This is a genomic window from Streptomyces sp. cg40 (genome assembly GCF_050320165.1).
Lineage (GTDB): Bacteria > Actinomycetota > Actinomycetes > Streptomycetales > Streptomycetaceae > Streptomyces > Streptomyces hokutonensis.
In genome coordinates this window covers 638,740-660,598 of the sequence record NZ_CP190128.1, presented here as the reverse complement: position 1 = coordinate 660,598, position 21,859 = coordinate 638,740, and the positions used below count along the sequence as shown (strand labels likewise).

General features: G+C 70.4%; 24 protein-coding genes. 18 read left to right on the top strand and 6 right to left on the bottom strand.

Annotated features, from left to right (window positions below; all coding sequences use genetic code 11):
- The first annotated feature begins 5 nt into the window (after window positions 1-5).
- The 9 genes from ACQHII_RS02815 to ACQHII_RS02775 all read left to right on the top strand — a co-directional run bounded on the left by ACQHII_RS02815 (window position 6) and on the right by ACQHII_RS02775 (window position 7,945).
- Complete coding sequence (locus ACQHII_RS02815; protein WP_427917669.1) at window positions 6-1,382, top strand: cytochrome P450; 1,377 nt, start codon at window positions 6-8, stop codon at window positions 1,380-1,382.
- A complete protein-coding gene (locus ACQHII_RS02810; RefSeq protein WP_427917668.1) occupies window positions 1,379-3,037 on the top strand; it encodes a thiolase C-terminal domain-containing protein in 1,659 nt (552 codons plus the stop codon). Before ACQHII_RS02815 ends, ACQHII_RS02810 begins: the two co-directional genes overlap by 4 nt.
- On the top strand, window positions 3,034-3,951 hold the full coding sequence (locus ACQHII_RS02805) for an alpha/beta hydrolase (RefSeq protein ID WP_427917667.1): 918 nt from the start codon (window positions 3,034-3,036) through the stop codon (window positions 3,949-3,951). The genes ACQHII_RS02810 and ACQHII_RS02805 overlap by 4 nt, the downstream gene beginning before the upstream one ends.
- Window positions 3,948-4,535: a DoxX family protein gene (locus ACQHII_RS02800; RefSeq protein ID WP_427917666.1), complete on the top strand. Its 588-nt coding sequence runs from the start codon at window positions 3,948-3,950 to the stop codon at window positions 4,533-4,535. The genes ACQHII_RS02805 and ACQHII_RS02800 overlap by 4 nt, the downstream gene beginning before the upstream one ends.
- Before the next feature lie 41 nt (window positions 4,536-4,576).
- Window positions 4,577-5,386, top strand: coding sequence for an NAD(P)-dependent oxidoreductase (locus ACQHII_RS02795; RefSeq protein ID WP_427917665.1), 810 nt, complete (start codon window positions 4,577-4,579; stop codon window positions 5,384-5,386).
- Window positions 5,387-5,456: 70 nt separating this feature from the next.
- Entirely contained in the window at window positions 5,457-6,752 is a 1,296-nt protein-coding gene (locus ACQHII_RS02790) for a cytochrome P450 (protein ID WP_427917664.1), read from the top strand.
- Window positions 6,749-6,937: a ferredoxin gene (locus ACQHII_RS02785; RefSeq protein WP_019069983.1), complete on the top strand. Its 189-nt coding sequence runs from the start codon at window positions 6,749-6,751 to the stop codon at window positions 6,935-6,937. The genes ACQHII_RS02790 and ACQHII_RS02785 overlap by 4 nt, the downstream gene beginning before the upstream one ends.
- Window positions 6,938-6,967: 30 nt before the next feature.
- Entirely contained in the window at window positions 6,968-7,279 is a 312-nt protein-coding gene (locus tag ACQHII_RS02780) for a DUF1330 domain-containing protein (protein ID WP_427917663.1), read from the top strand.
- A gap of 93 nt (window positions 7,280-7,372) precedes the next feature.
- Complete coding sequence (locus ACQHII_RS02775) at window positions 7,373-7,945, top strand: TetR/AcrR family transcriptional regulator (protein WP_427917662.1); 573 nt, start codon at window positions 7,373-7,375, stop codon at window positions 7,943-7,945.
- On the opposite strand, the gene ACQHII_RS02770 is transcribed toward ACQHII_RS02775, so the two are convergent.
- From ACQHII_RS02770 to ACQHII_RS02760, 3 genes are read right to left on the bottom strand one after another with little or no spacing between them, the layout of a single operon-like run.
- Window positions 7,899-8,708 carry an alpha/beta hydrolase fold domain-containing protein gene (locus tag ACQHII_RS02770; protein WP_427917661.1) on the bottom strand — a complete coding sequence of 270 codons (810 nt, stop codon included), beginning with the start codon at window positions 8,706-8,708 and terminating at the stop codon, window positions 7,899-7,901. The genes ACQHII_RS02775 and ACQHII_RS02770 overlap by 47 nt on opposite strands.
- Window positions 8,701-9,420, bottom strand: coding sequence for an enoyl-CoA hydratase/isomerase family protein (locus ACQHII_RS02765; protein ID WP_427917660.1), 720 nt, complete (start codon window positions 9,418-9,420; stop codon window positions 8,701-8,703). Before ACQHII_RS02765 ends, ACQHII_RS02770 begins: the two co-directional genes overlap by 8 nt.
- A 5-nt stretch (window positions 9,421-9,425) precedes the next feature.
- A complete protein-coding gene (locus ACQHII_RS02760) occupies window positions 9,426-10,439 on the bottom strand; it encodes a 2Fe-2S iron-sulfur cluster-binding protein (protein ID WP_427917659.1) in 1,014 nt (337 codons plus the stop codon).
- A gap of 64 nt (window positions 10,440-10,503) precedes the next feature.
- Here ACQHII_RS02760 and ACQHII_RS02755 point away from each other — a divergent pair, with 64 nt between their 5' ends.
- The 9 genes from ACQHII_RS02755 to ACQHII_RS02715 are packed head-to-tail and all read left to right on the top strand — an operon-like array spanning window position 10,504 to window position 19,986.
- Window positions 10,504-12,042, top strand: a complete 1,539-nt coding sequence (locus tag ACQHII_RS02755; RefSeq protein WP_427917658.1) for an AMP-binding protein — start codon at window positions 10,504-10,506, stop codon at window positions 12,040-12,042.
- A 35-nt stretch (window positions 12,043-12,077) separates the two neighbouring features.
- Window positions 12,078-13,256, top strand: coding sequence for an amidohydrolase family protein (locus ACQHII_RS02750; RefSeq protein WP_026178744.1), 1,179 nt, complete (start codon window positions 12,078-12,080; stop codon window positions 13,254-13,256).
- Window positions 13,253-14,680, top strand: a complete 1,428-nt coding sequence (locus ACQHII_RS02745) for a FadD3 family acyl-CoA ligase (protein WP_427917657.1) — start codon at window positions 13,253-13,255, stop codon at window positions 14,678-14,680. Before ACQHII_RS02750 ends, ACQHII_RS02745 begins: the two co-directional genes overlap by 4 nt.
- Window positions 14,677-16,278, top strand: coding sequence for a methylmalonyl-CoA mutase family protein (locus tag ACQHII_RS02740; protein WP_427917656.1), 1,602 nt, complete (start codon window positions 14,677-14,679; stop codon window positions 16,276-16,278). The genes ACQHII_RS02745 and ACQHII_RS02740 overlap by 4 nt, the downstream gene beginning before the upstream one ends.
- On the top strand, window positions 16,278-16,676 hold the full coding sequence (locus ACQHII_RS02735; RefSeq protein ID WP_406449734.1) for a cobalamin B12-binding domain-containing protein: 399 nt from the start codon (window positions 16,278-16,280) through the stop codon (window positions 16,674-16,676). Before ACQHII_RS02740 ends, ACQHII_RS02735 begins: the two co-directional genes overlap by 1 nt.
- A gap of 31 nt (window positions 16,677-16,707) precedes the next feature.
- A complete protein-coding gene (locus tag ACQHII_RS02730; protein WP_427917655.1) occupies window positions 16,708-17,664 on the top strand; it encodes an LLM class F420-dependent oxidoreductase in 957 nt (318 codons plus the stop codon).
- A complete protein-coding gene (locus ACQHII_RS02725; RefSeq protein WP_427917654.1) occupies window positions 17,661-18,719 on the top strand; it encodes a CaiB/BaiF CoA transferase family protein in 1,059 nt (352 codons plus the stop codon). Before ACQHII_RS02730 ends, ACQHII_RS02725 begins: the two co-directional genes overlap by 4 nt.
- Window positions 18,716-19,171, top strand: coding sequence for a VOC family protein (locus tag ACQHII_RS02720; RefSeq protein WP_427917653.1), 456 nt, complete (start codon window positions 18,716-18,718; stop codon window positions 19,169-19,171). The genes ACQHII_RS02725 and ACQHII_RS02720 overlap by 4 nt, the downstream gene beginning before the upstream one ends.
- Complete coding sequence (locus tag ACQHII_RS02715) at window positions 19,168-19,986, top strand: SDR family oxidoreductase (protein WP_427917652.1); 819 nt, start codon at window positions 19,168-19,170, stop codon at window positions 19,984-19,986. The genes ACQHII_RS02720 and ACQHII_RS02715 overlap by 4 nt, the downstream gene beginning before the upstream one ends.
- A 12-nt stretch (window positions 19,987-19,998) precedes the next feature.
- Here ACQHII_RS02715 and ACQHII_RS02710 read toward each other — a convergent pair whose 3' ends face one another.
- The 3 genes from ACQHII_RS02710 to ACQHII_RS02700 form a co-directional block, all read right to left on the bottom strand.
- Window positions 19,999-20,169 carry a hypothetical protein gene (locus ACQHII_RS02710; protein ID WP_427917651.1) on the bottom strand — a complete coding sequence of 57 codons (171 nt, stop codon included), beginning with the start codon at window positions 20,167-20,169 and terminating at the stop codon, window positions 19,999-20,001.
- Window positions 20,170-20,307: 138 nt separating this feature from the next.
- A complete protein-coding gene (locus ACQHII_RS02705) occupies window positions 20,308-21,051 on the bottom strand; it encodes an SDR family NAD(P)-dependent oxidoreductase (protein ID WP_427917650.1) in 744 nt (247 codons plus the stop codon).
- Between the two features lie 14 nt (window positions 21,052-21,065).
- Window positions 21,066-21,827 (bottom strand): SDR family NAD(P)-dependent oxidoreductase, encoded by a 762-nt coding sequence (locus tag ACQHII_RS02700; RefSeq protein ID WP_427917649.1) that lies wholly within the window; start codon window positions 21,825-21,827, stop codon window positions 21,066-21,068.
- Between the last annotated feature and the right edge of the window lie 32 nt (window positions 21,828-21,859).

The following is a 21,859-nucleotide window of genomic DNA, read 5'->3' as shown; positions in this document are numbered from 1 at the left end:
TCCGCATGACCACGGAAGAAGCGGCCGTCGACGACGACGGTGGCCGCAAGCACCACCTGGTGCACTTCGACCGGCACACCCCCGACTACCGCGACCGGTTCGAGGACATCACCCACGAACTGCACGGACAGTGCCCGATCGCCTGGACGGAGGCCCACGGCGGCCACTGGGTCGCCAGTGGCAACCGTGAGGTGTTCGAACTCGCGCGGTCCGCCGAGTTCCTCTCCAACGACCACGACGTAAAAGGGGAGCGGCGCGGCTACAAGGGCATCTCCATCCCCCCGCCGCCCCGCGCCCGCGAGGCCCAGGGCGGCTTCCTGGAGATGGACCCGCCGGACCAGCGGCACTACCGGCAGACCCTCAACCCGTATCTGTCGCCGGCGGCGATCCAGCGCTGGATCCCGTTCGTCGACGAGGTCGTCCGCGCGAGCATCGACGAGAAGATCGAGTCCGGGCACATCGACTTCGTCGACGACCTGGCCAACATCGTCCCCGCCGTACTCACCCTGGCGATGATGGGCATCCCGCTGGAGCACTGGACGATCTACAACGAACCGGCCCACGCCTCCGTCTACACCCCGCCCAACTCGCCGGACATGCAACGGGTGTTGGACCTCAGCCGCAAGATGGGCATGGACCTCATGGCCCAGCTCGCGGAGATCCGCAAGAACCCCCGCCCGGGACTGGTGGACGCGCTGGTCCGCGCCGACATCAACGGCCGCAACCCCGACGACGGTGAACTCCTCGGCGTCTGCGCCCTGTTGATCGGCGGCGGCTTCGACACCACGACCGCGCTCACCGCCCACTCCCTCGAATGGCTCTCCCAACACCCGGACGAACGGTCCCGGTTGAGCCGTGAGCGCAAGACCCTGCTGGACTCCGCGACCGAGGAGTTCCTGCGCTTCTACACCCCGGCCCCTGGAGACGGCCGCACCATCACGGCCGACTGCGAGATCGCCGGCACCGAGTTCAAGGAGGGCGAACGCCTCTGGCTCTCCTGGGCGATGGCCAACCGCGACCCGTCGGTCTTCCCCGACCCGGACCGCATCGACATGGAACGAAAGGGCAACCGGCACAGCAGCTTCGGCCTCGGCATCCACCGCTGCATCGGCTCCAACGTGGCCCGTACCGTGTTCAAGCGGATGGTGACGGCCGTGCTCGACCGGATGCCCGACTACGCGTGCGACCCCGAGGGCGCCGTGCACTACGAGACCATCGGCGTCATCCAGGGCATGCGCCACCTCCCGGCCACCTTCACTCCGGGCGAGCGGCTCGGCGCCGGACTCGACGAGACCCTCGCCGAACTCCAGAAGGTCTGCGACGAACAGCGGCTCGCCGAACCGGTCACCGTCCGCAAGTCGAAGGCACGGATCACTACATGACGGACACTCAGCGCCCCGGCCCGGTCATCACCGAGGAGAACGAGTTCTTCTGGACCTCCGGCGCGGACGGCTGGCTGCGGCTGACGGAGTGCGGGTCCTGCCAGGCCCTCATCCACCCGCCACAGCCGGTCTGCCGGTACTGCCACGGTCACGACATGGGCGTCCGGGCCGTCTCCGGCCGTGCGACGCTGATCGGCTTCACCGTCAACCACCGCTTCGCCCTGCCCGGCCTTCCCGCGCCCTACGTCGTGGCCCAGGTCGCCCTGGAGGAGGACCCCCGCGTCCGCCTCACCACCAACGCCGTCCAATGCACCCCGGACGAGCTGGAGCTGGGCATGCGGATGGAGGTCGTCTTCGAACAGGTCGAGGACGCCTGGCTGCCCCTGTTCCGCCCGGCACCGGACCAGCCGGCCGAGCGCACCCTGCCGCTCGGCGAGGAGGAGACACGTCAACTGGCCCGTCGCGTACGGCCGATGGTGACCACGGAGAAGTTCGAGGACAAGGTCGCCATCACCGGCGTCGGCGCGTCCGAGCTGGGACGGCGCCTGCTGGTCCCGCCGGTGTCGCTGACGGTCCAGGCCTGCGAGCGCGCCATCGCCGACGCGGGGCTCACCGCCGCCGACATCGACGGCCTGGCGACCTACCCCGGCCCCACCCCGCACGGCGGCTTCAGCGAGGGCGGAATCACCGCCCTGGAGTCGGCCCTCGGCCTGGAACCCACCTGGTACAACGGCGGCGGGGAGACCTTCGGCCCCGGCGGCTCACTCGTCTCGGCGATGCTCGCCGTCGCGGGCGGCCTCGCCCGGCACGTGCTGTGCTTCCGCACGGTCTGGGAGGCGTCGTACGGCGAACTCGTGCGGCGCGGACGCATCGCCCAGGACACACCGCGCCGCATGGACGGCTGGATCAAGCCGTTCGGGGGCGTCTCGGCGGCGCACACCCTCGCCCAGAACGCCCAACGCCACTTCCACCGCTACGGCACCACCCGCGAGACCCTCGGCTGGATCGCCCTCAACCAGCGGGCCAACGCGGCACTCAACCCCACCGCGATCTACCGCGAGCCGCTCACCATGGACGCCTATCTGAGCGCCCGCCCCATCACCACACCCTTCGGCCTCTACGACTGCGACGTGCCCTGCGACGGCGCGGTCGCCGTGATCGTGTCGTCCGTGGACACCGCCCGGGACCTGGCCCAGCCGCCCGTCTTCGTCGAGGCCGTCGGCACCCAGCTCCTGGAACGGCTCGAATGGGACCAGAGCACGCTCACCCATGAACCCCAAGTCCTCGGCCAGTCCGCCCACTTGTGGTCACGCACCACCCTGCGCCCGCAGGACGTCGACGTGGCCGAGCTCTACGACGGCTTCACCTTCAACTGCCTCTCCTGGCTGGAGGGCCTGGGATTCTGCGGCATCGGCGAGGCCAAGGACTTCCTGGAGGGCGGCAAGAACATCGCCCGGGACGGCGTACTGCCTCTCAACACCCACGGCGGACAGCTTTCCCACGGCCGTACCCACGGCATGGGACTGATCGAGGAGGCGGTCGTCCAACTGCGCGGCGCGGCCGGGGTACGGCAGGTGCCGGGTGCCCGGATCGCGGCGGTCAGCACCGGAGGCCTCGCCCCGAGCGGCGTGCTCCTGCTCCGGGCGGACGGATGAACCCACGTACCACGGAGGTCGTTTCGCGCGTCGTCGACGTCGACGGCATCCCCATGTCCGCGCTGCTGTGCGAGGCCCGCGAACCACGCGCGGTCCTCGTCGCGCTGCACGGGGGAGCGGTGACCTCCCGTTACTTCGATTACCCGGACCAGCCCAGGCTGTCCCTCCTGCGCACGGCGGCGGCACTCGGCTTCACCACCGTGGCCATCGACCGTCCCGGGTACGGGAGTTCGGCTCCGTACGGCGAGAGCATGGCTTCCCCGGCGCGACGCGTCGACCTCGCCTACGGAGTGGTGGACCGGCTGCTCGCCTCGCGTCCGCGCGGAGCGGGCCTGTTCCTGTGGGCCCACTCGATCGGCTGCGCCCTGGGTGTGCGCATGGCCGGTGACGAACGGCGCAGCGACCTGCTCGGTCTGGAGATCGCCGGTACCGGACGCCATCACGCGCCCGCCGCCGTCGAGATCCTGGACTTCAGGCGGCGCGACCCGGCCGAGCCGAGGCGGTCGGGCCCCGGACTGCGCGACCTGCTGTGGGAGCCCTCGTACCTGTATCCGGCCGAGGTCGTCGGTGCCGCGCACATCCAGTCGCCGGGCCCGCCGTACGAAGCGACCGTGGCCCGCCGCTGGCCGCTGGAGTTCGCCGAAGTCGCGGCCCGCGTGAGGATTCCCGTGCACTACACGCTCGGCGACCACGAACGCGTGTGGAGCTCGGGGCCCGAGGCCATGGCCGACATCGCGAGCCTGTTCACCGCCTCCCCGCGGGTCGTCACCGACGAACAGGCCGACAGCGGCCACAACTTGAGCATCGGGCGCACCGCGACCGGTTACCACCTGAAGATCCTCTCGTTCGTCGAGGAGTGTGTTCTCGGCCGGGAGAACGACGGGATCGACCGTCTGCCGAGGAGGGCCGGATGAGCGACGCCGACAACGCCGTACTGCTGCTCGTACGAGTGGTCGTCGGACTCGTCATGATCATGCACGGGCTGAATCACTGGCGCGGCGGCGGCAGGATCGAGGGCACCGCCCGCTGGTTCACCGGACTCGGGCTGCGACAGGGCGTGTTGCAGGCCTGGATGAGCGTGCTCACCGAGGTCGGCGCGGGCATCCTGCTCGTCCTCGGCCTCCTCACGCCGCCGGCCTGCGCCGCCGTGATCTCCGTAATGCTGGTCGCGGGACTGCTCGCCCACCGGCCCAACGGGTTCTTCGTCTTCAAGGACGGCTACGAGTACGTCCTCACCCTCGCCGTCGTCGCCCTGGCCCTCGCGGTACTGGGTCCCGGCCACTGGTCCCTCGACCACGCGGCGGGCATCGACCTGACCGGCTGGACCGGCGGCGCGATCGCGCTCGGCGCGGCCGTGGTGGCGACCGGGGGACTGCTGGGCACGTTCTGGCGACCGGAGCCAAAGGCCGAGCCCACGCCGGAACCCGAGCCGGAGCCCGCCGCGGAAACGGTGGCGGCCGACAACACCCCCGAGCAAGTCGACCAGGAGGCCCGCTGATGCGCGTCGGATTCATCGGGCTGGGCAGTCAGGGTGCTCCCATGGCACGTCGGATCGTCGAGGCGGGCTTCGACACCACGCTCTGGGCGCGCCGCCCGGCCACCCTCGCCGCGTTCGCGGACACCGCCGCCCGGCGGGCCGCGTCCCCCGTCGAACTGGCCGCGGCCAGCGACCTGGTGTGCGTCTGTGTCGTCGACGACGCCGATGTCGAACAGGTCGTCAGCGGCGAACAGGGCGTACTGACCGGCCTGCGCCGGGGCGGAGTCATCGCCGTCCACAGCACGGTCCACCCCGACACCTGCCGACGGCTGGCCGAACGGGCCCAGGTGCACGGCGTGTCCGTGGTCGACGCACCGGTCAGCGGCGGCGGACGAGCCGCCGCCGAGGGCCGCCTGCTGGTCATGACGGGCGGCGAGTCCGGCACCGTCGCCTACTGCCGCAAGGTGTTCGAGACCTTCGGCGACCCCGTGCTGCACATGGGCCCGCTCGGCTCGGGACAGATCGCCAAACTCCTCAACAACCTACTGTTCACTGCCAACTTGGCGACCGCGGCCGATACGCTGGCGCTGGCACCGGAGTTCGGCATCGACCGCGGCGCTCTCGCCGAAGCCGTGCTCCACGGCAGCGGAGCGAGCTTCGCCCTCGACCGCGTGAAGTCCGCGGGCGGCACCCTCGACCCCCTCGCGGAACGCGCGGGACCGCTGCTCCGCAAGGACGTGAGACTCCTGGCCGGCCTCGCCGAGTCGGCGGACGCCACGGCGGGCACCGCACTCGCGGCGGCCGACGCTGCCCTCTCCCGCATGGGCCAAGGGCGCCTGAGGGCGGCCCCAACTCCCGCTCCACGAAAGTGAAAACGAGCTTCTCGCCAGTGGAGAAGATTGATATCGTCGCTCGTCGTCAGACTGGTGACGGAAGGGAACCGTGCACACCGTGAAGGACTTCGAGGCGATCGACTTCTTCCAGGACGACGAGGTCGTCGCGGACCCCTACCCCTATTTGGCGGCCCTGCGCGGGAAGTGCCCCGTGCTGCGCGAGAGCCACCACGACGTGACGATGGTGACGGGGTACGACGAGGCGATCCAGGTCCTCAACGACACCGACACGTACTCGTCCTGCCTCTCGGTGACCGGCCCCTTCCCCGGGTTCCCGGTCCCGCTGGACGGCGATGTCGACGTCAGCGCGCTGATCGAGCAGTACCGCGACCAGCTCCCGATGAGCGACCAGTTGCCGACCCTCGACCCACCCATGCACACGGACCACCGCGGTCTGCTGATGCGGATGATCACCCCGCGCCGCCTCAAGGAGAACGAGGCGTCGATGTGGCACCTCGCGGACGCCCAGCTCGACGCGTATCTCGCCGCCGGCGAGGGCGACTTCATCAGCGGGTTCGCCGGCCCCTTCACCCTGAGGGTCATCGCCGACCTGCTCGGCGTGCCCGACGAGGACCGCAACACGTTCGTGGAGGGCCTGGAACACCAGCCGCGGGGCGGTGTCGGAAGCACGGACGGCGAGCTGGCGTACTCGCCGCTGGAGTACCTCTATGCGCAGTTCTCGGCCTACGTCGAGGAGCGCCGTCGCGAGCCGCGCGAGGATGTGATCACCGGCCTCGCCCTCGCGAAGTTCTCCGACGGCTCGACCCCGGACGTCGCCGACGTGGCCCGCGTCGCCACCAACCTGTTCGCGGCCGGCCAGGAGACCACCGTCCGGCTGCTGAGCAACGCCCTGAAGCTGATCGCCGAAGACCCCGATCTTCAGCACCTGCTGCGCACCGAGCGCGACCGCATCCCGAACTTCATCGAGGAGACGCTGCGCACGGAGAGCCCGATCAAGGGCGACTTCCGGCTGTCGCGCGTGGCGTCCACGGTGGGCGGTGTCGACATCCCGGCCGGCTCCACCCTCATGATCCTCAACGGCGCCGCGAACCGCGACCCGCGCCACTTCGAGGACCCCGAGACCTTCGACCCGGCCCGCGCCAACGCCCGCCACCACCTCGCCTTCGGCCGCGGTCCCCACACCTGCCCCGGCGCCCCGCTGGCCCGCGCCGAGGCCCGCGTGGGCATCGAGCGCATCCTCGACCGTACGACCGACATCAGGATCTCGGAGAGCGTGCACGGCCCCGCCGACGCGCGGAACTACCGCTACCTGCCGACGTACATCCTGCGCGGACTCACCCATCTGAACCTGGAGTTCACGCTCGCCGAGGAGCCCGCCCGATGAAAGCAGTCATCGACACGGACCGCTGCCGGGGCCACGGCATCTGCTGGTCGATCTGCCCCGAGGTCTTCGACCTCACCGACGACGGCTACGCCGAGGTGCTGACCCCCGAGGTCCCCACCGCGTACGAGGCTCAGGTCCGCGAGGCGGCGGGCAGCTGCCCCGAACGCGCCATCACGGTGAACTAGCCCGCCCGCTCGCTGAGTTGAGGAGTACGCATGCCCAAGGGGTACGTCATCCTGACCGAGTCCGTCAAGGACCCGGCCGGGATGGACGCCTACAGCCGTGCCGCCGGACCGTCGATCGCCCAGAGTGGCGCGGCCGTCCTCGCGGCCGACGGACAGCCGCACCTCCTTGAGGGCGAGTGGCACGGCGACCGGACCGTCGTCCTCGAATTCGATTCGGTGGAAGCCGCGAGAGCCTGGTACGAGTCGGAGGCGTACGGGCGCGCGAAGCCGCTGCGGCACGCCGCGGCCGACACTAACGCCGTGATCGTCTCCGGCTTCGAGATGCCGCCCCGGGGCCAGTGACGGGCAACGGATCGGCGATGGCCGGAAGGGTCGCACTGTCGCCACGGCAACCGTAGTGTCACATCCGTGTTGCCGGGGTGAAAGGGGTCCCCAATGACGACGGCCCGATACGAGGAGATCCTTGTCGCCGCGCTGGCGGTCTTCGCCGAGCGCGGCTACAAGAAGGCGTCCATCGACGCCGTGGCGGAGCGCGCCGGCCTGACCAGACAGGGCGTCCTGCACTACTTCCCCAGCAAGAAACGGCTGCTCCTCGCCCTCGTCCAGCTCCGCGAGGACCTCGCCCGCGAACACCTGGCCGCTCTCCAGGCCGACCCCGGCGAGGATCTCCCGGGGCTGCTCGCCGAGGTCATCACCTACGACCACAAGAACCCCGGTCTCGCCCAGATCCACAGCGTTCTCGTGGCCGAGGGCGTCACCGGCAGCGACGAGGCACTGCGGTTCTGCCACGACTACTACCGGTCGATCCAGGAGCACACCGTCAAGCACCTCACCGCGCTCTACGGCGACCGCGTACCCAGCGGTCTGACCCCGCGAGCAGCCGCCACCGCCGTGGTGGCGATGCTCGACGGGGTCCAGCAGCAGTGGATGCTCGACGAGGAGCGGACCGACTACCCCGAGATCATCCGCGAGGTGATGGGTGTGCTGCTCGGGCCCACGCCTGTATGAAATCGGCCATGGCCGTCACGCTCTCGGGATGCAGACTCACCGCGTCCGGCCGCACCCGAAGATCCACCGTGACGCCGGAGCGGGCCGCGCGGGCGGCGAACGACAGCGAGTCGTCCAGCAGCGGATCGGTCCCCGCCACCAGCAACTGGATCGGCGGCAGTCCGTGCAGGTTGGCGTGCAGCGGACTCAGCAGCGGGTTGGTGCGGTCGGCGCCGGCCGCGAACCGGGCCGCGTGCAGCCGGAGTTCGTCGATGTCGAAGCCCGGATCGGCCGCCGCGTTGAACAGCAGACTCGGCGCGTCCAGCGTCAGATCGAGCAGCGCCGAACTCAGCACCGCGCAGTCCGGCTCCTGCGCTCCCATGTCCCGCAGCCGCACCAGCAGCGAGGCCGCGAGCCCGGCCCCGAGCCGTTCACCGGCCAGCGCCACCGGGCCGCGGGCCTGGCACGAGCTGTACACGGCGTGCACGTCGTCCAGTGCCCCCGGGAACGACGATCGGTAGCGCGGGCACACCACAACTGCCCCCGTGCGCAGGGCGAGTCGCTCGGCGAGGTCGACCGCCGACTCGGGCGAACCCGACAACTGCCGGTCCCCGTGCAGATACAGGATGACCAGATCGCTCGCGTCCGGCGGCCGGACGATCGGCCCGACCGGGCTCGACTCGACCCGCACCCGCCCGTCGTCGGCCCCTACCCGAGCCGAACGCGCTCGTACGTCGGCCAGGTCCGCGCTCGCTCCGGTCGCCCCAACTCGTGTGTCACCCACGGGACATCACCCTCTCCGCTGCCTGCCAGTGCTCGTCGGACACCCAGAGGCGGGCGAAGGCGCGGGCCGCCTCCTCCTCCGGGACGGCTCCGCTCATCACGCGCTTGATCTCCCGCGCCGGACTGGTCGCCAGTGACCTGGCCAGGGTCCGCCAGCCCTCGGCGAACTCGGCGCGAGGCAGCACCAGATCGAGCAGCCCGACGCGCTGTGCCTCGGCCGCGCCGAGTACGGTCCCGGCCCCGGCGAGCATCAACGCCCGCCCCTTGCCCACGAGTTGGGCAAGACGCTCGGCACCGCCCCACGCCGGCATGATGGCCAGCGCCACCTGGTTGAAGCCGATCCTGATGTCGTCGGCGGCGACCCGGATGTCGGCGGCCACCGCGACCTCCGCTCCGCCGCCGAACGCGTGCCCGTTCAATGCGGCGATCACCGGTCCCGGGAAGCTCGCGATGCGGTCGCAGATCCCTCGCATCCGCAGGGCCATGGCCATTGCGTCCTCCTCGGTACGGATCGCAGCCAACTGCTTCAGATCCCCGCCGGAGACGAACGCCTTGTCGCCCGCGCCCGTGACGACCAGGGCCTTGGCACCCGCGGCCGCATCGAGGACCTTGTCGAGTTCGTCCATCGTGGTCGGGGCGATGGCGTTGCGGGCCTGCGGACGGTCGATGGTGATGACCGCCAGGCCCTCGTCGAGTTCGAGATCTACGTCCATGGGCCTCAGTCCTCGTATACGACAGTGACGTGCGGCGCGGTCGGCTCGCCCTGACAGGTCAGGACCCAGCCCTCGGCGATCTCGTCCTCGTCGAGCGCGTTGTTGACCCGCATCTTGGCCTCGCCTTCGGTGACTTGGGCGATACAGGTGGCGCAGTTGCCCGCCTCGCAGGAGAACGGCGGGGCCAGACCTGCCCGACGCGCGCTCTCCAGAAACGTCTCGCCGGAACGCTGCGCGAGCGTGTGCCGCCTGCCGGAGAGCACGAGCGTCAGGGTCCCCTCCTGCTCAGGGGCGTCCTCGGGCGGTGGATCGGCGGTCTGCGCGAACCGCTCGACGAAGATCCGCTCCGGGGCGACCCCGTGGGCGAGGAGCGCGTTCTCCACCAGCTCCATGAAGGGCGCGGGTCCGCAGAGGTAGAAATCCGCCTCCGTGTCGCCGCCCGCGAACTCCCGTACCTGGTCCGCCGTGACGAAACCCTCCCAGTCGTCGAGGTGGTGCCGGATCTCGAACCGTCCGGGGTACCGCCGCTCCAACTCGCCCAGTGCGGAGGCGAAGATGACGGCAGTCGCGTCCCGGTTGGCCGAGAGCACCCGCACCGGGCGCCCGGTGCCGGCCAGCGCGGACTTGGCCAGCGAGAGCACCGGGGTGATCCCGCTGCCCCCGCAGAACGCCACCACCGGAGCGGCGAACTCGTGGGCAGAGCCCGCCTGTTCGCCCTCCCGCAGGCAGAACACCCCTGCGGGCAGCGTGGTTTCGAGGACGTCGCCGGGGGCCAGATGGTCGTGCATCCAGTTGGACACCAGACCGCCCGGAACCCGCTTCACCGTCGTCATCAACTCGGCGTCCGTCTCCGGCGAACTGGACATGGAGTAACTGCGCAGCGTGCCGCAGGCCTTGATCGTCACGAACTGGCCCGCCCGGTACGGGAAGGGCGCGTCGAGTACGTACGTCCGGGTGTCGGGCGTCTCCTGGATGATCCGGGTGATCCGGACCGGGTGGAACCCGTGGTCTCGTCCCATGTATGGAATTTACCTTCTCGCTCTGAGAGAGTGCAATTCTCAATGACGAGAGGAAGTTCCTGTCGTGCGAACTGTCCCCGCTGAATTGGTCAGGCGCTACGAGGCGGAGGGGTGGTGGACCGGGGAGACGATCGGTGACCTGCTGGCGCGGGGACTGGAGGCCGCCCCGGGCGCCGCGTTCCGTGTGCACTCGGCGGTACGGCCCTGGGAAGGCACCTTCGCCGAGGTCGAACTGACGGCCCGCCGACTGGCCGCCGGACTGCGCGAACGGGGCGTCGCCCCCGGCGACGTGGTGGCACTCCAACTGCCCAACTGGATGGAGGCGGCGGCGGTCTTCTGGGCGTCCGCGTTCCTCGGCGCGGTCGTGGTGCCGATCGTGCACTTCTACGGACGCAAGGAAGTCGGCTACATCCTGGACACGGTCCGACCCAAGGTCTTCGTCACCGCCGACCGCTTCGGACATCTCTCCTACGACCCCGACCTGAGCGCGAAGATCCCCGTGGTCGGCGTCGTCGGGCGGGACTTCGACGACCTGCTCGCCGACGAACCGCTGCCCGGCGTCGTGCCGACGGACCCGTCCGGCCCCGCGCTGATCGCCTTCACCTCCGGAACGACCCGCGACCCCAAGGGAGTTGTGCACAGCCACCACACCCTGGGCTTCGAGACCCGCCAACTGGCCGGCCGCTACCCGCCCGACCGCGGCGACCAACTCACCTCCGCACCCGTCGGCCACTTCATCGGCATGGTCAACGCCTTCCTGATCCCCGTCCTCGACGGCAGCCCGGTCAACCTCGCCGACACCTGGGACCCGGGCCAGGCACTGGAGTTGATGGCCCGCGACGGACTCACCGTCGGAGGCGGCGCCGCCTACTACATGACCAGCCTGCTCGACCACCCCGACTTCACCCCCGCCCACCTGGCGCACATGAAGTACGCGGGCCTGGGCGGCGCGGGCATCCCCAACGCCGTGACCAGACGGCTCGCGGACCTCGGCATCACCGTCTTCCGGGCCTACGGCAGCACCGAGCACCCCTCGATCACGGCCTCCAGCCACACCGCGCCCGAGGACAAGCGGCTCTACACCGACGGCGACACGCTGACCGGAGTGGAGATCCGCCTTGCCGAGGACGGCGAAATCCTCAGCCGGGGCCCCGACCTGTGCCTCGGCTACACCGACGACGCCCTCACCGAGCGCGCCTTCGACGCGGACGGCTGGTACCGCACCGGCGACATCGGCCGCCTCGACGAGGACGGCTACCTGACCATCACCGACCGCAAGGCGGACATCATCATCCGCGGCGGCGAGAACATCGGCGCGCTGGAGGTGGAGGAGGTCCTCCTCACCCTGCCGGCCGTCGCCGAGGCCGCGGTCGTGGCCGCCCCCGACGCCCGCCTCGGCGAGCACGCGGCAGCCGTCGTACGACTGCGGACCGGCCACCCCGAACCCACCCTCGACGATCTCCGCGCCCACTTCGCCGCGACGGGCCTGGCCCGCCAGAAGTGGCCGGAGGAGCTCCATGTCGTCGAGGACTTCCCGCGCACCGCCAGCGGCAAGGTCCAGAAGTTCGTTCTCCGCAAGGATATTGCCGCCCATCAAGAGTGAGAATAGGATTCTCGCAATCTGCGAAGGAGGATCTCATGCCATCGCGTGTGCCGCCGTATCCGCTGTTCGACGCGGACAACCACCTGTACGAGACCGAGGACGCGCTCACCCGGTACCTGCCCAAGCAGTACGCGAGCGCCATCCAGTACGTGCAGGTCAAGGGGCGTACGAAGATCGCCATCCGCGGTCAGATCAGTGACTACATCCCCAACCCCACGTTCGAGGTCGTCGCCCGGCCCGGCGCCTGGGAGGACTACTTCCGCGAGGGCAACCCGGAGGGCAAGTCCCACCGGGAGCTGTTCGGCGAGCCGATGCGGTCGATCCCCGCGTTCCGCGAACCCGCGCCGCGCCTGGCCCTCATGGACGACCTGGGCATCCAGCAGACCCTGATGTTCCCGACCCTGGCCAGCCTGGTCGAGGAGCGGATGCGGGACGACCCGGAGCTGATCCATGTCGTCGTGCACGCCCTCAACCAATGGCTGCACGAGACCTGGCAGTTCAACTACAAGAACCGCATCTTCACCACCCCGGTGATCAGCCTGCCGATCCTGGACAAGGCGATCGCCGAACTGGAGTGGTGTCTTGAGCGCGGCGCGCGGGCGATCCTCGTCCGGCCCGCACCGGTCCCCGGCTACGGCGGCTCGCGTTCCTTCGCGCTGCCGGAGTTCGACCCCTTCTGGAAGCGCGTCGAGGAGGCGGGCGTGCTGGTGGCCATGCACTCCTCCGACAGCGGCTACTCGCGCTACTCCAGCGACTGGGAGGGCAAGAGCCAGGAGATGACGCCCTTCCAGGCGCAGGTCTTCCGGATGATGTCCGAGTGGCGCCCGGTCACCGACGCGGTCGCGTCCTGGGTCTGCCACGGAGCCCTGTTCCGCTTCCCGGAACTCAAGGTCTCGGTCATCGAGAACGGCTCCTCGTGGCTGCTGCCCCTGCTCGACCAGCTGGCCAGCACCTACAAGAAGCAGCCCAAGGGGTTCCTGGGCGACCCGGTCGAAGAGGTCAGGAACCGTATCCACATCAGCCCGTTCTGGGAGGAGGACATGGCCGCCCTCTCCGAGGTCGTCGGCGTCGAGCGCGTCCTGTTCGGGTCCGACTACCCCCACCCCGAGGGACTGGCCGACCCGGTCTCCTACATCGACGCCATCCAGGGCATGAAGCAGGCCGACCAGGCCAAGATCATGGGCGGCAACCTCGCCCGCCTGATCGGCGTATGACCTGGGAGAGCATCCCGCAGATGGTGCTGAGCGCGGCCGACCGCTTCGGTGACGCCGAAGCCGTGGTGGACGGCCCGCTCCGCCTCACGTTCACCGAGCTGGTCGAGCGGGTGCGCGTGGCTGCGGGGGCGTTCGCGTCGGCCGGGGTGGAGCAGGGCGACCGGGTCGCGATCTGGGCGCCCAACTCCGCCGAGTGGATCGTCGCCGCCTTCGGTCTGATGACCGCGGGCGGTGTGGTCGTGCCCGTCAACACCCGCTTCAAGGCGGACGAGGCCCACGACATCATCGTCCGCAGCGGTGCGAAGGCCGTTCTCGTCCAGGAGGGCTTCCTCGGCCTGGACTTCAAGGCACCGCCCGGTGTGCCGGTCGTCGACCTCAAGTCAGGCTTCCTGGCGAGCGGTTCACCCTTCGAGCGGAAGGTGACCGGCGACCAGGTCAGCGACATCGTCTTCACCTCGGGCACCACCGGCCGGCCCAAGGGCGTCCTGATGACCCACGCCCAGACGCTCCGCCTGTACGCGGAGTGGTGCGACCTGGCCGGGGTCAGGGAGGGCGACCGGTATCTGATCGTCAACCCGTTCTTCCACATCTTCGGCTTCAAGGCGGGCATGGTCGCCTCGCTGATCCGCGGCATGACCATCCTGCCCGTGCCCGTCTTCGACGTGGAGAAGGTCCTCGACCTGGTCGAGCGCGAGAAGGTGACGGTCCTGCCCGGTCCGCCCACCCTCTACCACTCGTTGCTCACCGACCGCGGCTCAAGGGACCTGTCCTCTCTGCGAGTTGCGGTGACCGGGGCCGCCGACATCCCCGTCGAACTGATCCGCCAGGTGATGACCGAACTGCCCTTCACCTCGATCATGACGGGCTACGGCCTGACCGAGGCGGGCACGGCCACCGCCACCCGCCCCGGCGACTCCTTCGAGGACATCGCCACCACCGTCGGCACCCCCTGCGAGGGCGTCGAGGTCGACATCGCCGACGACGGGGAGGTGTTGGTCCGCGGCTACAGCGTGATGCGCGGCTATTTCAACGACCCCGAGGCGACCGCCGAAGCCATCGACGAGGACGGCTGGTTGCACACCGGGGACCTCGGCACGCTCGACGAGCGCGGCTATCTGAGGATCGTCGGCCGCAAGAAGGACATGTTCATCGTCGGCGGTTTCAACGCCTACCCGGCCGAGATCGAGGGCTTCCTGATGGAACACCCGGCGGTCGCCCAGGCCGCCGTGATCGGCGTACCCGACGAACGGATGGGACAGGTCGGCAAGGCCTTCGTCGTCCTCCGACAGCCGCTGACCGCCGACGAGTTGATCGAGTGGAGCCGGCTCCGGATGGCCGGGTTCAAGGTGCCCCGGTCCGTGGAGTTCCTGACCGAACTGCCGCTGAACGCCACCGGAAAGGTGATGAAGGACCTTCTGCGATGACGCCTCCCACACCGCCCCAGGGCGACGAACCCGTCCGGACCGCTTCCGGCCTGCCCCTCAAACCGGTCTACGGCCCCGACGACGTCAAGGCAGAGCCGCCCGCGCCGGGCAACTTCCCCTTCACGCGCGGCAATTACGCCACCGGATACCGGGGCCGGCTGTGGACACTGCGCCAGTACTCCGGTTTCGGCACCGCCGAGTCCTCCAACCGCCGCTACCACTACCTCCTCAAGCAGGGCGGCACCGGACTCTCGGTGGCGCTCGACCTGCCCACCCAGTGCGGCTACGACTCCGACGACCCCGAAGTCGGCGAGGAGGTGGGCCGTGTCGGCGTCGCCGTCGACACGCTCGCCGACGCCGAAGTCCTCTTCGAGGGCATCCCGTTGGACAAGATCAGCACCAGCTTCACCATCAACGGCACCGCGGCGATCCTGCTCGCCTTCTACGTCGCCGCCGCCGAACGGGCGGGCGTGCCCCGGGCGAAACTCACCGGGACGATCCAGAACGACATCCTCAAGGAGTACGCGTCCAGGGGCACTTGGATCTGGCCGGCCGAACCGTCCCTCCGGCTCATCGCCGACACCATCGAGTTCTGCGCCGACGAAGTGCCGCGCTTCAACGCCATCTCGGTCGCCGGCTCGCACTTCCGCGACGCCGGTGCCAACGCCGTGCAGGAGATGGCGTTCACGCTCGCCGACGGGGTCACCTACTGCGACACGGTGCTCGCCCGGGGCCGTATGACGATCGATCAGTTCGCCCCGCAGGTCTCCTTCTTCTTCTACACGCACGGCGACTTCTTCGAGGAGATCGCCAAGTACCGTGCCGGACGCAGGCGTTGGGCGACCATCGTGCGCGAGCGGTACGGCGCGGACAGCGACAAGGCGGCCATGTTCCGCTTCGGTTGTGTCGCCGGAGGAGCCTCCCTCTACGCACCCCAGGCACAGAACAACACCGTCCGGGTCGCCTACGAGGCACTCGCCTCGGTCCTCGGCGGCGTCCAGTCGATGTTCACGGCCGCCTGGGACGAGCCCTTCGCCCTGCCCAGCGAGGAGTCGGCGACACTCGCGCTGCGCACCCAGCAGATCCTCGCCCACGAGACGGGCGTCGCCAGGGTCGCGGACCCGCTCGGCGGCTCGTACTTCGTGGAGGCGCTCACCGACGCCACCGAGGAGCGCATCGTCGAGATCATGGAGGACCTGGAGCGCTACGGCGGCATGGTCCGGGCCATCGAGGACGGCTATCTCCAGACCCTCATCGCCGACGAGGCCTACCAGTTGCACCGCGAGGTAGAGGCCGGCACCCGGCCCGTCGTGGGCGTCAACCGCTTCGTCTCCGACGAGCCACCGCCCGACCTCGCCACCTACGAACTCGACGCGGAGGGCCGCGACCGGCAGCTGAAACGCCTCGCCGACGTCAAGGCCACCCGCGACGCGGCCCTCGTACGACAGCGCCTCGCCGAACTGGCCCGTGCCGCGGAAGGTACCGACAACCTCATGCCCATCCTGATCGACTGCGCCAATGCCTACTGCACGGTCGGCGAGATGGTGGCCGCGCTCAAGGCGGTCTGGGGCGAGTTCCAGCAGCCGGTGGTGTTCTGATGAACTCCCGTGTACTGGTGGCCAAACCGGGGCTCGACGGACACGACCGCGGAGCCAAGATCGTCGCGCGGACCCTGCGCGACGCGGGCTTCGAGGTGATCTTCACCGGGATCCGGCAGCGCGTCGACGACATCGTGGCCGTCGCCGTCCAGGAGGACGTCGCCGTCGTCGGACTCAGCATTCTCTCCGGTGCGCATCTCGCTCTCACCACCCGGGTGATCGAGGCCCTGCGCGCCACGGGCGCCGAGGACATCGCCGTCGTGGTGGGCGGCACCATCCCGCCCGCCGACGTACCGAAACTCCTCACGGCCGGAGCCGCCGCGGTGTTCCCCACGGGGACACCGCTCGATGCCCTCGTCACCGAGATGCGCGCCCTGACATCCGTCACCTCGCCATGATCCGGCGGCAACCCGAAAACCTGGAGGCAGCGTGCGCATCGGAGTGATGATCGGGCCCGAGCGCGGGGACTCGGTCCGCAAGGTCACGCGCATGATCGACGACGTGACATGGGCGGAGAAGGCGGGCTTCGACACCGTGTGGGTGCCGCAGATCCCGACCGACTTCGACGCCCTCACCGCCATCGCGCTCATGGGTGCGCGCACCGAGCGGATCGAACTGGGCACCGCCGTCGTGCCGTTGCAGGCCCAGCACCCCATCGCCCTTGCCAGGCAGGCGATTTCGGCCCAGGCGGCGGCAGGAGGACGGCTCGCTCTCGGCCTCGGGCCGTCCCACCACTGGATCATCCAGGACATGCTCGGGCTGCCGTACGAGAAACCGGCCGCGCTCACCCGTGACTACCTGGACGTCCTGGACGCCGCGTTCGGCGGAGCGGACATGGTCGACGTCGAGAACGACACCTTCACCGTCCACAACCCGCTCACCCTCGCCCCGGTCTCCCGCCTGCCGGTCCTGCTCGCGGCCCTCGGCCCGGTCATGCTGCGCATCGCCGGGGAACGGGCCGACGGAACCGTACTGTGGATGGCCGACGAACGCGCGGTCGCCGAACACGTCGTGCCCCGCATCACCAAGGCCGCCGAGAGCGCCGGGCGCCCGGCACCGCGGATCGTCGCGGGCATCCCCGTCTGCCTCTGCGCGCCCGACCGTGTCGACGAGGCCCGCGAGCGCGCCAACCGCATCCTCGGCGAGGCCGAGATCTCGCCCAACTACCAGCGCCTGCTGGACTACGGCGACGCCCGCGACGTCGGTGACCTGTGCGCGGCCGGCGACGAGAGTGCCATCGCCGCCCGCTTCCAGCGGTTCGCGGACGCCGGGGTGACCGATCTGTCCGTGCGGCTGCTGCCCATCGGCGACAACCGCGACGAGCTGGTCGCCTCCAAGTACCGCACCCGCGACATGCTCGCCGCCCTCGCCGCGGACCTGCGATGACCGCCGGACCGCTGGACGGCATCCGCGTCCTGGAGGTCGGCCACATGCTGGCCGGCCCCTACGCCACGATGATGCTCGCCGACCTCGGCGCCGAGGTCACCAAGATCGAGCCGCCGGGCGGGGACATCTCGCGCCAGGTGAGCGACGCCTACTTCGCCAGCCTCAACCGCGGCAAGCGCAGCGTCCGCCTCGACCTCACGACCGCCGAGGGACAGGCCGGACTCGGTGAACTCGTCGCCGACGCCCACGCGTTGCTCGTCAACCTGAAACCGTCGGCGATCCACCGGCTGGGGCTGACGTACGACGTGCTGCGGAGGTGGAACGAGCGGATCGTGTGCGTCGCGCTCACCGGATACGGGCTGGCGGCGGGCGACGAACCGGCCTTCGACTACGTGGTCCAGGCGGCCACCGGCGTCGCCGCTCTCACCGGCGACCCGGACGGTCCCCCGACCCTGCCCGGCTACTCCTCCGCCGACAACTCATCGGGCCTGACGGCCGCGTTGGGACTCCTCGCCCACGTCGTCTCCGGACGCGGGGGCCAAGTGGAGGTTTCCCTGCGGGATGTGATGCTGTCTCAGCTCAACTACCGTGCCTCCGCCTACCTCAACGAGGGCGTCGAACCGCGCCGACTGCCGCTCGGCGCGCACTCCTTCTACGTACCGGCCCAGCTCTTCCCCACGGCCGAGGGCTACTTGGCGCTCTTCATCACCCACGACGGCTTCTGGAAGTCCTTCGCCGCCGAGGCCGGACTCCAGGGATTCCCCACCATGGCGGAACGGGCGGAGCGCCGGGAGGAAGTACTCGCCGCCGTCACGAACGCCCTGGCCTGCGACACGGCCGCGTCCTGGGAGGCGCGACTGCGCCCGCTCGGGGTGCCGGCCGCCGCCGTACGCACGCTGCCGCAGGCGCTGGCCGCCACCCCGGAGGCCGTGGTGACGGCCGGGGACTTCCGACTGGTCCGCAGCCCCGTCCGGGTCGCCGGATACGAGCCCGACTACGGGCCGCCGCCCCGCCTCGGTGAGCATGACGTCTCCGGGGCGGTGGTGGAGTCATGAGGGCCGAGGACCAGTTCCATCTCGGGCTTGTCGTCGAGGACTTCGAAGCGACCCTGGCCGAGTTCTCGGGCGCGTTCGGGTACGAGTGGTGCGCCGAGATCGGGGGAGCGGTGCCGCTGGCCCTGCCGACCGGAGACGCCGTTCTGGACATCAGCTGCGCCTACTCCCGGACTCTCCCTCGGCTGGAGGTCATCCGACGGATACCGGGCACCCTGTGGGAACCGGTGGCCGGCGGGGGAGTGCACCACGTCGGCTACTGGTCCGACGACGTCGCTGCCGACGCGGCCGAACTCACCGCGCAGGGCTTCGTGACCGAGGCGCGCCGGACCGGCTCCGGGGGCGCGCCCTTCGCCTTCCTGCGCGGGCCCAGCGGTCTGCTCGTGGAACTCGTGGACCGGGTGGCGCGGCCGGGCCTGGAGAAGTACTGGAGCCACGGAGGAGGGACCGCATGACGACCGTGGGCATCGCGACCGGCGCCGGGCGCGGCATGGGACTGGCCTGCGCACGGCGCCTCACCGGCCTGGTGGACGCCCTGCTGCTGGTCGACCGCGACGAACCGGCCGTCACCGCCGCGGCGAAGGAGCTGTCGGCCGCGGGCGCGGAGGTGAGGATCGAGCCCTTCGTCCTCGACATCACCGACCCGGCCGGACTCGCCCGACTCGCCTCCCTCGCAGCCGAATTGGGCACCCTCAGGGCCGTCTCCCACGCCGCCGGGATCTCGCCCACCATGGCCGACTGGCGGCGCATCTTCGAGGTCGACCTCGTCGGCACCGCCCGCCTCGTGGAGGCCCTCCGCCCGCTCGCCACCGAGGGGACGGCACTGGTGTGCTTCGCCTCGATGGCCCCGCTGCTCGGCAATCTGGAGGCCGATCCCGCCGTGGCGGCGATCCTCGACGACCCGCTGCGGGACGACTTCCTCGACCGGCTCCGGGACGCGCTCGGGCCCGCCGTCGAGGACTCAGGGCTCGCCTACGCGTGGGCCAAGCACGGGGTGCACCGGTTCGTGCGACGGGAGGCGGTGCGGCTGGGGCCGTACGGTGCCCGCGCGTGTTCCGTGTCGCCGGGTGTCATCGACACCCCTCAGGGGCGGCAGGAGGCAGCGGCCCAGCCCGCGATGGCCGCGCTGGTGGAACGGACGCCGCTCGGCCGGACGGGGCGGGCCGAGGATGTCGCGGCGGCGGTGGCGTTCCTGCTGTCCGACGAGGCCGCGTTCGTTTCGGGGATCGACCTTCTCGTCGACGGCGGGGTGTGCGCGGCGGTCCGGTGACGCCCCACCGCGTCAGCGCCGACGTCCGGTGCGGCGTGCGGACCAGCCCGTCCCCAGGCCGGCCGAGTGCGCGGCGAGGAAGGCCAGTCCGAGGAGCATGAGGCTCGTCGGGGTGAAGGCCAGCTGGGTCGATGTCTCGGTGACCCGGATGAGGAAGGCGATGACGAAGAGCGCGGCAGCCACAAAGGCAAGCATCTGAGAACCCCTACGAATGGACGACGAGCCACCGGAGATCCCGGCGGCTCGTCGTTCCGTGTGCCCCCGATGGCGCCGATCAGTCGTGCTCACCGCCGCCGCGCGTACTCCGGCCCAACTGCCGTTTCAGGCAAGGGATTCCGAGCGCTGGACGGTACCCGTGAGGCCGGTCGCGTCCTGACCCGCGAGGAGAACCGCGGCCCTCGCCATCGCCTCCGGAGGCTCCACCATCTCCGGCGGGATCTCCTGGCCCCCGCCACCGGCCTGCCATCCCTCCGTCAGCACCACCCGCGACGGAGCAAGGCAGTTGACGGCGATGTTGTCCTTCCGCAGGTCGGCGGCGAGCCCCAGATAGAGGCGCTCGACGGCCGCCTTGGACACCCAGTACGCGTTGGCGCCCCGGTCCGTCATGCCCACCCCACCGGTCGTCACGGCGACCAACGACCCACCGCCACGCGCCCGTACGTGCGGAATCACCGCCTTCGTCACCAGGAATACGCCGGTCAGATTGACGTCCAGACACAGCTGCCAGCGCTTGAGCGGCGTCGACTCGACCGGGCCGAGCCACAGCACCCCGGCATTGGCGACGAGAACGTCGATCCCGCCGAACTCCGCGACCGTGGCGGCGACGGCCGCGTCGACCGACGCCTCGTCGCTCACGTCACAGGGCACCGGCAGTGCCCGCCCGCCCGCCGCCGTGATCCGGTCCGCGACCGAGTGGATCGTGCCGGGCAGCCGGCCCTCCCGCTCGGAGCGCGCGGCGACCGCGACCGACGCGCCCGCCTCGGCGAGCGCCAGCGCGACCGTACGGCCGATGCCACGGCTGGCGCCCGCGACGAACGCGACCTTGCCCTTCAACGAGCCGCTCACGTCGGGCACTTCCCCTACTTCGGCGGGAACCGGAGGGCGCCGTCGAGACGGACGACCTCGCCGTTGAGATAGTCGTTCTCGACGATGTGCTGAACCAGCGACGCGTACTCCGGTGACTGGCCCATGCGCTTCGGGTACGGCACCTGCGGCCCCCAGTAGGCCTCCAGTTGGGGACCCGCCTTGCCGTAGGCCGGCGTGTTGAAGGTGCCCGGGGCGATCGTGACGACCCGGATGCCGAGCGGGGAGAGGTCGCGGGCGGCGACGAGGGTCATGCTGACGACCCCGCCTTTGGCGGCGGCGTAGGGGAGTTGGCCGATCTGGCCCTCGTACGCGGCGATCGACGCCGTGCTGACGATGACACCCCGGCCGCCGTCCAGCGGCTCCTGACGGGCCATCGCGGCGGCTGCCAGGCGCATCACGTTGAACACGCCGGTGAGATACACGTCGATCGTCGTGCGGAAGCCCGCGAGGTCCAGCGGAGAACCGTCCTTGCCGACCAGCCGGCCACCGCTCGCCGGGCCGCCGTGCGCGTCCACCGAGATCCTGAGCGGTCCCGCCGACTCCGCCTCGGCCAGCGCCGCCTGGACGTCGTCCTCGGAGGTGGCGTCGGTGCGTACATAGCGCACGCCCAACTCCTGCTCCAGGGCCTTGCCCTTCTCGTCGGCCAGATCGGCCACGACGACCTTCGCTCCCGCCGCGTGCAGCCGACGGACGGTGGCCTCGCCCAGGCCGCCCGCCCCGCCGACGACGACCGCGGAGCTCCCACTGATCTGCATCAAGGATTTCCTCTCTTGCGAACAGCGCTCTA

What these genes read in the sequence shown, in the direction of transcription:
- ACQHII_RS02795 (WP_427917665.1), top strand. Translation starts at nt 4,577, where the DNA reads ATGGCACGTCGGATCGTCGAGGCGGGCTTCGACACCACGCTCTGGGCG.
- ACQHII_RS02720 (WP_427917653.1), top strand. Translation starts at nt 18,716, where the DNA reads ATGAGGGCCGAGGACCAGTTCCATCTCGGGCTTGTCGTCGAGGACTTC.
- ACQHII_RS02765 (WP_427917660.1), bottom strand. Translation starts at nt 9,420, where the DNA reads ATGGACGTAGATCTCGAACTCGACGAGGGCCTGGCGGTCATCACCATC.
- ACQHII_RS02800 (WP_427917666.1), top strand. Translation starts at nt 3,948, where the DNA reads ATGAGCGACGCCGACAACGCCGTACTGCTGCTCGTACGAGTGGTCGTC.
- ACQHII_RS02775 (WP_427917662.1), top strand. Translation starts at nt 7,373, where the DNA reads ATGACGACGGCCCGATACGAGGAGATCCTTGTCGCCGCGCTGGCGGTC.
- ACQHII_RS02725 (WP_427917654.1), top strand. Translation starts at nt 17,661, where the DNA reads ATGACCGCCGGACCGCTGGACGGCATCCGCGTCCTGGAGGTCGGCCAC.
- ACQHII_RS02715 (WP_427917652.1), top strand. Translation starts at nt 19,168, where the DNA reads ATGACGACCGTGGGCATCGCGACCGGCGCCGGGCGCGGCATGGGACTG.
- ACQHII_RS02745 (WP_427917657.1), top strand. Translation starts at nt 13,253, where the DNA reads ATGACCTGGGAGAGCATCCCGCAGATGGTGCTGAGCGCGGCCGACCGC.
- ACQHII_RS02780 (WP_427917663.1), top strand. Translation starts at nt 6,968, where the DNA reads ATGCCCAAGGGGTACGTCATCCTGACCGAGTCCGTCAAGGACCCGGCC.
- ACQHII_RS02700 (WP_427917649.1), bottom strand. Translation starts at nt 21,827, where the DNA reads ATGCAGATCAGTGGGAGCTCCGCGGTCGTCGTCGGCGGGGCGGGCGGC.
- ACQHII_RS02805 (WP_427917667.1), top strand. Translation starts at nt 3,034, where the DNA reads ATGAACCCACGTACCACGGAGGTCGTTTCGCGCGTCGTCGACGTCGAC.
- ACQHII_RS02785 (WP_019069983.1), top strand. Translation starts at nt 6,749, where the DNA reads ATGAAAGCAGTCATCGACACGGACCGCTGCCGGGGCCACGGCATCTGC.
- ACQHII_RS02810 (WP_427917668.1), top strand. Translation starts at nt 1,379, where the DNA reads ATGACGGACACTCAGCGCCCCGGCCCGGTCATCACCGAGGAGAACGAG.
- ACQHII_RS02735 (WP_406449734.1), top strand. Translation starts at nt 16,278, where the DNA reads ATGAACTCCCGTGTACTGGTGGCCAAACCGGGGCTCGACGGACACGAC.
- ACQHII_RS02815 (WP_427917669.1), top strand. Translation starts at nt 6, where the DNA reads ATGACCACGGAAGAAGCGGCCGTCGACGACGACGGTGGCCGCAAGCAC.
- ACQHII_RS02750 (WP_026178744.1), top strand. Translation starts at nt 12,078, where the DNA reads ATGCCATCGCGTGTGCCGCCGTATCCGCTGTTCGACGCGGACAACCAC.
- ACQHII_RS02760 (WP_427917659.1), bottom strand. Translation starts at nt 10,439, where the DNA reads ATGGGACGAGACCACGGGTTCCACCCGGTCCGGATCACCCGGATCATC.
- ACQHII_RS02740 (WP_427917656.1), top strand. Translation starts at nt 14,677, where the DNA reads ATGACGCCTCCCACACCGCCCCAGGGCGACGAACCCGTCCGGACCGCT.